Origin of the sequence: Leptolyngbya sp. FACHB-711, assembly GCF_014695615.1 — a bacterium.
In the GTDB taxonomy this organism is placed as follows: Bacteria; Cyanobacteriota; Cyanobacteriia; order Elainellales; family Elainellaceae; genus Leptolyngbya_A.
In genome coordinates this window covers 1-9,122 of sequence record NZ_JACJOR010000217.1, presented here as the reverse complement: position 1 = coordinate 9,122, position 9,122 = coordinate 1, and the positions used below count along the sequence as shown (strand labels likewise).

General features: G+C 53.2%; 10 protein-coding genes. 4 read left to right on the top strand and 6 right to left on the bottom strand.

All coding sequences use genetic code 11. The features are described 5' to 3' along the window. On the top strand, positions 1-262 hold a 262-nt coding region (locus H6F80_RS08310; protein ID WP_190791108.1), incomplete at its 5' end, for a Uma2 family endonuclease. Positions 263-762: 500 nt separating this feature from the next. Here H6F80_RS08310 and H6F80_RS08305 read toward each other — a convergent pair. The 5 genes from H6F80_RS08305 to H6F80_RS08285 all read right to left on the bottom strand — a co-directional run bounded on the left by H6F80_RS08305 (position 763) and on the right by H6F80_RS08285 (position 6,785). Next, on the bottom strand, positions 763-1,839 hold the full coding sequence (locus tag H6F80_RS08305; protein ID WP_190791107.1) for a DHH family phosphoesterase: 1,077 nt from the start codon (positions 1,837-1,839) through the stop codon (positions 763-765). A gap of 94 nt (positions 1,840-1,933) precedes the next feature. Then, positions 1,934-2,911, bottom strand: coding sequence for an ABC transporter permease (locus H6F80_RS08300; protein ID WP_190791106.1), 978 nt, complete (start codon positions 2,909-2,911; stop codon positions 1,934-1,936). Position 2,912: 1 nt separating this feature from the next. Beyond that, on the bottom strand, positions 2,913-4,007 hold the full coding sequence (locus H6F80_RS08295) for an ABC transporter permease subunit (protein ID WP_190791105.1): 1,095 nt from the start codon (positions 4,005-4,007) through the stop codon (positions 2,913-2,915). A 155-nt stretch (positions 4,008-4,162) separates the two neighbouring features. Further along, a complete protein-coding gene (locus tag H6F80_RS08290; RefSeq protein WP_199296447.1) occupies positions 4,163-5,719 on the bottom strand; it encodes an ATP-binding cassette domain-containing protein in 1,557 nt (518 codons plus the stop codon). 1 nt (position 5,720) lies between these two features. Then, on the bottom strand, positions 5,721-6,785 hold the full coding sequence (locus H6F80_RS08285; RefSeq protein WP_206755050.1) for a BMP family lipoprotein: 1,065 nt from the start codon (positions 6,783-6,785) through the stop codon (positions 5,721-5,723). 334 nt (positions 6,786-7,119) lie between these two features. On the opposite strand from H6F80_RS08285, the gene H6F80_RS08280 reads away from it, so the two are divergent. The 3 genes from H6F80_RS08280 (at position 7,120) to H6F80_RS08270 (ending at position 8,102) form a co-directional block, all read left to right on the top strand. Further along, entirely contained in the window at positions 7,120-7,272 is a 153-nt protein-coding gene (locus H6F80_RS08280) for a hypothetical protein (protein WP_190791103.1), read from the top strand. 270 nt (positions 7,273-7,542) lie between these two features. After that, positions 7,543-7,773, top strand: a complete 231-nt coding sequence (locus tag H6F80_RS08275; RefSeq protein WP_190791102.1) for a DUF433 domain-containing protein — start codon at positions 7,543-7,545, stop codon at positions 7,771-7,773. Next, on the top strand, positions 7,770-8,102 hold the full coding sequence (locus H6F80_RS08270; protein WP_190791101.1) for a DUF5615 family PIN-like protein: 333 nt from the start codon (positions 7,770-7,772) through the stop codon (positions 8,100-8,102). Before H6F80_RS08275 ends, H6F80_RS08270 begins: the two co-directional genes overlap by 4 nt. Before the next feature lie 101 nt (positions 8,103-8,203). Here H6F80_RS08270 and H6F80_RS08265 read toward each other — a convergent pair. Continuing rightward, positions 8,204-9,122 (bottom strand): ATP-binding cassette domain-containing protein (locus H6F80_RS08265; protein ID WP_190791100.1); only part of this gene is annotated, 919 nt, incomplete at its 5' end.

The window sequence follows — 9,122 nt, the reverse complement described above, 5'->3', positions numbered from 1 at the left end:
GGAGGTAGTGAGTACTAACTGGCAGGATGATTATGCCCGTAAGGTGGAAGAATATGCACTGCTGGGCATCTCGGAGTATTGGATTGTAGATTTCCGGGGTTTAGGCGGAATTGCCTTTATCGGGAAACCAAAACAACCTACGTTTATTGTTTGCCAATTGGTAAATGGGGAATATGCTCAACAACGATATCAGATGGGAGAGGCGATCGCCTCCACTCTATTTCCTGGATTGAATTTAAGATTGGATGACATCATGCCCTAACCTTTACCTTTTTGCTCAATCCAAAGGTTAGTAACCATAGCAAAGTGGATAGAGCCCGGTTCCTGCTTTCCACTATCAGCCCAGATCACAACAGATAATGTACCCGGCTTCGCGCACCCTGAAGTTGGGCAAGCAGCAGTTCTACTCCAGAGAAGACTAGGAGAGTTGAAGGTTCAGTTGGCTGGAGATAGAGATGACAATGCCCTTTTTTTTCAGATCTCCTAAAGCTTTGTAAAGGTTACCATCGTTTAGCTCCCAGCGATCGCAGAAGGCAGCAACGTCGATCGCCGGACGAACTGCCAGGCAAAATAGCCAAACCTGCCCGTGAAAAGGGATGGCTTGCAGGTGCGAGAAATGGAGTCCTCTAAAGGAGAAACAAAAGCAACACAAACAAAGCTAGAATGCGCCCATCAGGATATTCAAGCTCTCGCTCAAGACTCCCAGCCTGAGCAATGACATCTTCCCTGAATCAGGCACGGGTTATCAAACTTCAAGTCGGCTCAAGACGCTTTTGCGAAAACCTGCTTTGAAAAGCCAAGCTGCTTCAGCAGTTCATTCCAGCGATCGACGGGCAAACTTCCCCCCGATGCCTGATCGTGACCGTGCCCAAATGAGCCTTCGCCGTCGCTAATGGGCTGGCTTTGCAGAAACTCGAGGACATTCTGGCTGTTCGAGCGCGCAGAGAAGTTAACTCGTCCCGGTAGATAGCCGTCGTTCGCGGCAATCACAATGTATTGGGGCAGTCGATCGCGCCAGCTTTGGGCAATCAGTGGGTGAATCTGGCAGGGCGAATGCAGCCGAATCAGGGCAACTTTTCCAGCAAAGGTGGGAGCAGCGCGGCGGGCTTGTTCGAGTTCTTGCTTCACTTCCGATCGCATTTGGCGCAGGGTTTCGACTTCGGGCGCGGTTGAGTTGACCAGTTCTTTCGGATTCATGTGATTCAGCAATGCCTGAGCCGCAATTTCAGGATGGTATTCGCCTGCTCGCCGCGAAGCATTAATCAGCGCAGTGGCTTCTTTGAGATACTTAGCAGTGTATTTTTTCTTGGCAGAAGTCAGCAGCTCGAACGGGGCACGATCGCCCAAATCGCTCACAGTTCCGATCGCTGCAATCCATTCGAGATCAGCAATATCCACGAGCGATCGACACAGCTCCCAAATCATTAAAGACGTATTGGGCACAGGTTCCCAGGTGTAGGCACTGATCAGCGTATCGCCTGCGGGCACGCCTTCGGGATGGTGGTGGTCAATAAAGCAGGTCGGCACACCCGGAATCACCGCCTGATCCTGACTGCCCAGATCCATCACAAACAGACGATCAGGGTTGGCTGCCTGTACTTTTTGCTGGTTTGCGGTCGTCCAGGCATTGCGTTCGCGATCGGGCACAACCCGCACCACAGACTCAAAGCCCATGCGTTCAAAGGCACGCTGCCACACGACTCCGGCGGTCAGTCCATCTGCATCTGAATCATGCAGCGTTACAAGGCGATCGGATTTCGAGCAGGACTGGATAAACTGCTGAAAAGCTTGCTGCGCGGCTTCGAGGGTCGGGGTGGTATTAGGCGTCGCGGTGAGCATAGAGGACGATTCGGGTGATGAGAGATACTTTCACCGTAACGACCTCTGGCGGAATCACGTCTTTCGATCGACGGAAATCGGGGGGATGGATTTTCTATTGATGGCTTTCGTAGGGTTGACCGCTTGCCGCAGGGGGAGTCGCTTTGCCGCCAAACCCAGCCAGAGCCACGATTGTCAGCAGATAGGGGATTGCCTGATACACCTGGGAGGGAATCAACGCCAGGGCGGAATCGGTTGCAGTGAGGCTAGCGGCTCGAATCTGGATTGCAGTTCCGAGTCCAAACAGCAAAGAGGCTCCCAGTGCGCCCACCGGATGCCAGCGACCAAAAATCATGGCGGCTAAAGCGATAAATCCGCGTCCGGCACTCATGCGAAGTGAAAAGGCTCCAACCTGCTCTAGCGTCAGCCATACTCCGGCAAGCCCGGCGATCGCCCCTCCAACGATCGTGCAAATATACCTGACCTGCGGGACATTAATCCCCACCGTATCCGCTGCGCGAGGATGTTCGCCCACTGCCCGCATCCGCAGACCCCACGGTGTGTAAAACAGGACGTAGTAAAGAACGCCCGTTAGCAGAAACATTGTGTAGACCAACGGCTGATGGTTGAATAGCAAATCACCGACGATCGGGAGCTGGCTCAGCAACGGAATCGGCAGCCGTGGAAAGGTTCCAGGAGAGGTGGGCGCACCGGTGGTCATCCAGCGTTGAAACACCCAGCCTGTGACGCCCCACGCCAGCAGGTTAATCACCGTGCCGCTAATGATCTGGTCTGCCTTGAAGCGAATTGAGGTGATGCCGTGCAGACCGCCCAGCAATGCCCCAGAGCCAATTCCAGCGATCGTTCCCAATAGCAAACTCACCAGAACTGCTGCACCGCCAAAAACGCTCTGAAGCGGCTGATACAGGTACATTGCCACTAACTGGGCCACCATTGCCCCGGTGAGCATCATGCCTTCGATCGCAATATTCACGACGCCCGCCCGTTCAGACATAATTCCGGCGAATGCGCCTAAAGCGATCGGCGTTGCGGTAATCAGTGCCAGCTTCAGAAATCCACTCAGGTCGTCCATCTTAGCCCCATCCTCGCGTCAGTCCACCTTCTTTTTCGATCTCGCTTTGCGGCAATCTCAGCCGATAGAGCCAGCGCACGATCGCCGGAGCTGCCACAAATAAGAGAATCACTGCCTGCACAATAAAAATCACTTCTCGCGCTACCGTGCCACCCGATCGCAGCTGCATCAGGTCGCTGCCATTTCGCAATGCGCCAAACAAAATCGCAGAAAGCACCACGCCGATCGGCTGATTCTGCCCTAACAGAGCCACCGGAATTGCATCAAAGCCGTAATCGCTGGAATACAGCACAGGCATCGCGCGATCGACTCCAAGGATCTGCACTGCGCCGCCCAGCCCTGCCAATGCGCCCGATAAAGCAAGACTGAGAACCGTCAAGCGTCCCAGCTTCATGCCTGCATACTTTGCCGCCTCCGGGTTGCTGCCCACCGTGCGAAGCTCATAGCCCAGCGTGGTTTTGCTTAGCAGATACCAGACGCCAAACGCGGTTAGCAGTGCCAGAAATAAACCGATATGGAGGCGATCGTAAAAGCGGGGCAGTTCTGCCGTTGCTAAAATTTCTGGAGTGCGGATGACTGCCGGATTGGGGTCTTTCAGCGGATTCTTGACCAGCCAATCCTGCAAGAAAAATGCAAGGTAGTTGAGCATGATCGTATTGATCACCTCATGGGAGCCAAACCGCGCCTTTAGAAATCCGGGAATTGCGCCCCACAATCCGCCTCCGACTATCCCGGCAATGAGTGCGGCGATCGGGTGAATCAGGGGTGGCAGGGGAATCGCGTATCCCACAAAAACCGCACAGGTCGCGCCAATCAAAAACTGTCCCGGTGCGCCGATGTTAAACACGCCCGTCCGAAAGCCCAGGGCAAGCGCAAGCCCGGTGAACATCAGCGGGATCGCCGCCACCAAGGTATTCGCGAAGGCAAATCGCTTAAACAAGGCTCCATCCAGTAATCCGCCATAGGCCGTCGCAATTTTCGCCCAGTTCCAGTCCAGCGCAAAGCCGATCACGGGAACGGTAATGACGATCGCGGTCAGGATGGCGAGGAGGGGAAGTCCGAATTGGCGGAGGTAGGGTTTGAGGGTAGAGGGCACGGGTGGGAAAGGGGTAGATGAGTGGGGAGATGAGGGTGTTTGAGGGGAGTGAGGAGTGCTGTATTGCCCCCTAAATCCCCCAACTTTGGGGGACTTTGAAACTTAGAATGATTGGCTCGGTTCCCTTGGGTTTATATGCTGAATCTTTTGCTTCGTCAGGAAAGGGTACTGCCGCCCATCAGTTGCCCCACTCGATCGCGAGAAGCCTGCTCGATCGACAAAGTTTCGATAATGCGTCCTTGAAACATCACCGCAACCCGATCGGAGAGGGCAAGCACTTCGTCCAATTCGGAGGAAATCAGCAGGACTGCCATTCCTTGAGATCGAGCTTCGATGATGCGGCAATGAATCAGCTCGATCGCGCCAATATCGACCCCACGGGTGGGCTGACAGGCGATCAGAAATTTGGCGTCGCGGGAGAGTTCCCTTGCCATAATCAGCTTCTGCTGGTTGCCGCCAGAGAGCGAGCCTGCGGGATAGTTGGGGTTGCCGGGGCGGATGTCGAATTCTTCGATCAAGCGGGTGGTTTGGCGGACGATCGCGCCTTCTCGGAGCTGCAATCCCTTGGCGAAAGGAGGTTTGTAGTAGGTGCAGAGGGCGATATTGTCTGCCAGGGAGTAGGATTTGACGATGCCGTTTTTGCCCCGGTCTTCGGGGACGTGCGCCAAGCCGCGATCGATCAGCGTCCGAGGGCTGGCAGTCGTGATCTCCTGACCGAGAAACGTGATCTGACCCGATGCCACCGGACGCAGACCCGCTAAGGCTTCCGAGAGTTCGGTTTGTCCGTTGCCCTGGACTCCGGCAATGCCGAGAATTTCTCCGGCGCGAATCGTGAAGCTGACCTCGTTCACGGCAATGTGCTGGCGGTTGCTTCGCAGTTTCCCGGAGGGGTAATTGTCTAAGACTCGCAAATCGCGCACCGTGACGATCGGTTCTCCGGGCTGAACAGGGGGCTTGTTGACCTGCAAGATCACTTTGCGTCCGACCATCAGTTCGGCCAGCTCTGCCTCGGTTGCCGTTCTCGGATTGACCCTGCCCACCATCTGACCCTGGCGCATCACGGAGATTCGATCGGCGATTGCCAGAGCTTCTTTTAGCTTGTGGGTAATCATGACGATCGACAAGCCCTGCTGAGTCAGCTTTCGCAGCAGATCAAACAGCTCTGCGGTTTCAGCGGGAGTCAAGACGGCAGTGGGTTCGTCCAGAATTAGGATTCTCGCGCCGCGATAGAGTGCCTTGATAATCTCAATCTTTTGCTGAATTCCGACGGGAAGGTCGGCAACCTTGGCGTTGAGATCCAGATTGAGGCTGAGCTGATCTGCCAGATCGCGAATCCGCCGCTCTGGTTTTGCCCGTTCCAGCCTGCCCAACTTGCCCAGCTTCAGCCCGCGAGTTTGCTCCACGCCCAGCACTACGTTTTCCAGCACCGTAAACACGGGAACCAGCATAAAGTGCTGATGCACCATGACAATGCCGTGATGAATTGCATCTCTGGGACTGGCAAGGACGATCGGTTTTCCATCCACCCAGATTTCGCCGCTATCAGGACGCTCTAAGCCGTAGAGCAAGTTCATCAGCGTGGTTTTGCCTGCGCCATTTTCGCCCAACAGCACATGAATTTCGCCCGATCGCGCCATAAAGTTGATTGCATCATTTGCCAGCACCCGACCGTATCGCTTGCTAATCCCTCGCGCTTCCAGAACGGCAGACACGCTATTTTGCTCCTGATAGCTGGGGGTTTGCTTTCAAGGCTGCGGTTGCCTGAGTCACTTTCGTTTTACACTCCTGGGAAATTTTGCTGTCCCAGTCATGGAAGGGAGCCAAGCCGACTCCACCTGTCTCGATCGTTGCTTGCTGAATTCCCGGCTGGATCTGACCCGCAGCAAATTCCTTCACGGCGTTTGCGGTTGCCAGATCAATATTTTTCACGGCACTGGTGATCAGCGCGTCTTTCACTTCTGGGTAAGAGAGATATTGGTCTACGTCTACGCCGATCGCCTTCTTGCCTGCCTCTTTCGCTGCGAGCAGTCCACCGTTGCCCGTGTTGCCGCCCACGCCAAAAACCACGTCCGCACCCTGGCTAATGAAGTTCTGCCCGACCGATTTTCCTGTCGCCGGGTCGCCAAAGTCAGGAATGTACTGGTTATAGGCAACAATATTGGGATTCACCGACTTCGCACCGCTCTGGAAGCCTTGCACAAACCGCACCACAGGCGGAATTTCCATCCCAGAAACCGTGGCAACTTTGCCCGTTTCGCTGACGCAGCCTGCCAATACGCCCGCCAGGTAGCCCGCCTGATCTTCAGCAAACATGAGACTGGTGACGTTTTTCAGGTCGCCCTGATAAGGGTCAGCTCCGCCATTTTCTGGGGCGTAGGCATAGTCGATGATCACAAACTTCACATCGGGATACTTTCTTGCCATCGCCGCCGTCGCGTCGCCCATCTGGAAACCCACTGAAACGATTAGATTCGCACCTTCAGAAATCTGGGTTTCGATGTTCTTTTCAAAATCGCTGTTGCTCGTTGGGCTAACGTAGGAAAATCCCATTCCGGCAGCCTCTGCACCTTCTCTGGCTCCCTTCAGCGTGTATTCGTTAAACGACTTGTCATTTTCGCCGCCTGTGCCTAAAACAACGCCAACCTTTTGCTGAGCGCCTGACTGACCTCCGCTTGCTGTTGAGCCTGCATCCGTTTCCGACTGAGAACCGCAGGCAGTCGCAGTCACCGTCACAGCCGTTAGCGAAATTAGAAACCGGATCAATTGGCGGCGAAACATTCGTTTTTGCATAGATAGTGATGGAGTGGCCATTGAACGACCCTATTTCTTGGATAATATCGTGGGAATTACTGAATCAGGTCAAAAATTGCTGAAACCCATTCGATCGGGTGAATGAGGTGATTTGGTTGCGATCGATTCAGCGAGTAGGATACGTTACGCTGACGCTAACGCATAACTTCCCAACATCGAAACGCTTCACTCCAAAACTGCAAAGCCTCTCAAGCCGTAATCGTCTTTTATTTGAATTCAGCGTCATTTGCTCGATCGGGGAATACTCCTCCACAAAACCCGATTACCCCGAAGGGGGAACAGCTTCGTTTCGCCTCATATCATGCCCTACTACCGCAGAAGCAAAATTGCAGGCGGCACGTATTTTTTTACGCAGGTCACGCATCAAAGACAGCCCTGGCTCTGTAGCGACCTTTCCGGTTCTTTGTTGCGATCGGGCGGTGGATTGGCAGTATTCGAGTTCACCGATTTGTAGCGCAAGGGGTGTACTTGCAGGCTTGGGGCTTGAAGGGGGATGAAATGCCGTGGTTGGAGGGAGGGAATGGGTGAGTTGCAGGGTTCGGGTTAGCGTTACGCGAGTCCCCTGGTAGATGTTCCCTTCGTTGCTCTGTGTGGGTTGTGAAGTTGGGTCATGCCTTATGCTCTCGCTAACGCATCCTACAAGATCAACGATCCTACTGTTGCAGTGTTGCAGCACTATATTCGCCTGCTTTAGACTCGGAGAAATACTAAATATCTGATCACAATGACCTATCGTGACATCATCACCATTGAGCCAGACAAGCGAGGCGGCAAACCCTGTATTCGGCGGATGCGGATCACTGTGTATGATGTCCTGGGCTGGCTGGCGGCGGGAATGTCTCATGCTGAGATTTTGGATGACTTTCCCGAACTGACAGAAACCGATATCAGAGCTTGTTTAGAATTTGCTGCTGATCGTGAACATCGTCTCGTTGCTTCGGTAGGTACGATTTGAAGCTATTGTTTGATCAAAATTTGAGCCGCAAGCTTGTAACTCGGCTGTCAGATATTTTTTCGGATTGCAGTTATGTTCAGCTTCATAAGCTAGCAGAGCAAACCGATACCCAAATATGGGAATTTGCAAGAGCAAACGACTTTTGTATCGTCACTCAGGATGCAGATTTTGCAGAAAGAAGCCGCCTGTATGGTTCACCGCCGAAGGTCGTATGGCTGCGTTGTGGCAATGCGCCAACAAATCAAGTGGAAGCAATTCTCCGCAATGGATCAGAGGCGATCCAGGAACTACTCACGAATTCAAACCTGCATTGCCTAGAGCTGTACTGAATCTAATTCATCCAGTCATTCAAAGGATTCTCGAAGCGATCAAATTGCCGCACTCATATTCCGCTCATAGGCGATCTGAAAAGAAGATTGCACGATCGCGATTATCCTTGACGTTCAGCTAATTCTAGCCAGCGTTCTGTCGCAGAGTCGATCGTCTGACTCAAATGGGCTAGCTTTTCCGTGAGCTGCTGCATCTCTGCATAGTCACTGGGCGGATTACCATAAAGCTGCTTTTCGAGTTCTTCTTTTTCAGTTTCAAGCTGAGGAATCTGCGCTTCTAAAGTTTCGTATTCTCGTTTCTCTTTGAATGACAGTTTGCGAGAAGTTCCGTTTTGCTGCGATCGATCTGCCGATTTCTCCGCCTCTTTCTCAGGTGCATTCACAGATTGTGCGGAACGATTCTTCGTGCTGTTCTCCGCCACATTCACCACAGTATTCTGCTCTTCGTCTTTTTTGAAGTCCAAATAAGTGGTGTAATTGCCCGGATACTGGCGCAGGGTGCCGTCTGGTTCAAAGGCAAAAATGGTGTCTACGGTGCGATCGAGGAAGTAGCGATCGTGAGAAACCACAATCACAGAGCCGTTAAAGTCTTCCAGATATTCTTCTAAAACCGCCAATGTCTGCACGTCCAGATCGTTCGTCGGTTCGTCTAGAATCAGCACATTCGGCGCAGCCATGAGCACCCGCAGCAGGAAGAGCCGTCGCTTTTCGCCGCCCGAAAGTTTATTAATTGGCGCATACTGCTGATTCGGCGGAAACAAAAATCGCTCCAGCATTTGGGAAGCCGTAATGATGCTGCCGTCTGCCGTTTTTACCAGCTCTGCAACGCCTTTGAGATAATCAATCACACGCTGATTTTCGTTGATCGACACATCCTCGGAATGCTGGTCGAAATAGCCAATGTGAATCGTTGTTCCCAGTTCAACTTTGCCCCCATCTGGCTCCAGCCGCCCGGTAATGATGTTCATCAGCGTCGATTTCCCGGCTCCGTTGCTGCCGATGATGCCCACCCGATCTTCG

What these genes read in the sequence shown, in the direction of transcription:
- H6F80_RS08305 (WP_190791107.1), bottom strand. Translation starts at nt 1,839, where the DNA reads ATGCTCACCGCGACGCCTAATACCACCCCGACCCTCGAAGCCGCGCAG.
- H6F80_RS08300 (WP_190791106.1), bottom strand. Translation starts at nt 2,911, where the DNA reads ATGGACGACCTGAGTGGATTTCTGAAGCTGGCACTGATTACCGCAACG.
- H6F80_RS08285 (WP_206755050.1), bottom strand. Translation starts at nt 6,785, where the DNA reads ATGTTTCGCCGCCAATTGATCCGGTTTCTAATTTCGCTAACGGCTGTG.
- H6F80_RS08280 (WP_190791103.1), top strand. Translation starts at nt 7,120, where the DNA reads ATGCCCTACTACCGCAGAAGCAAAATTGCAGGCGGCACGTATTTTTTT.
- H6F80_RS08275 (WP_190791102.1), top strand. Translation starts at nt 7,543, where the DNA reads ATGACCTATCGTGACATCATCACCATTGAGCCAGACAAGCGAGGCGGC.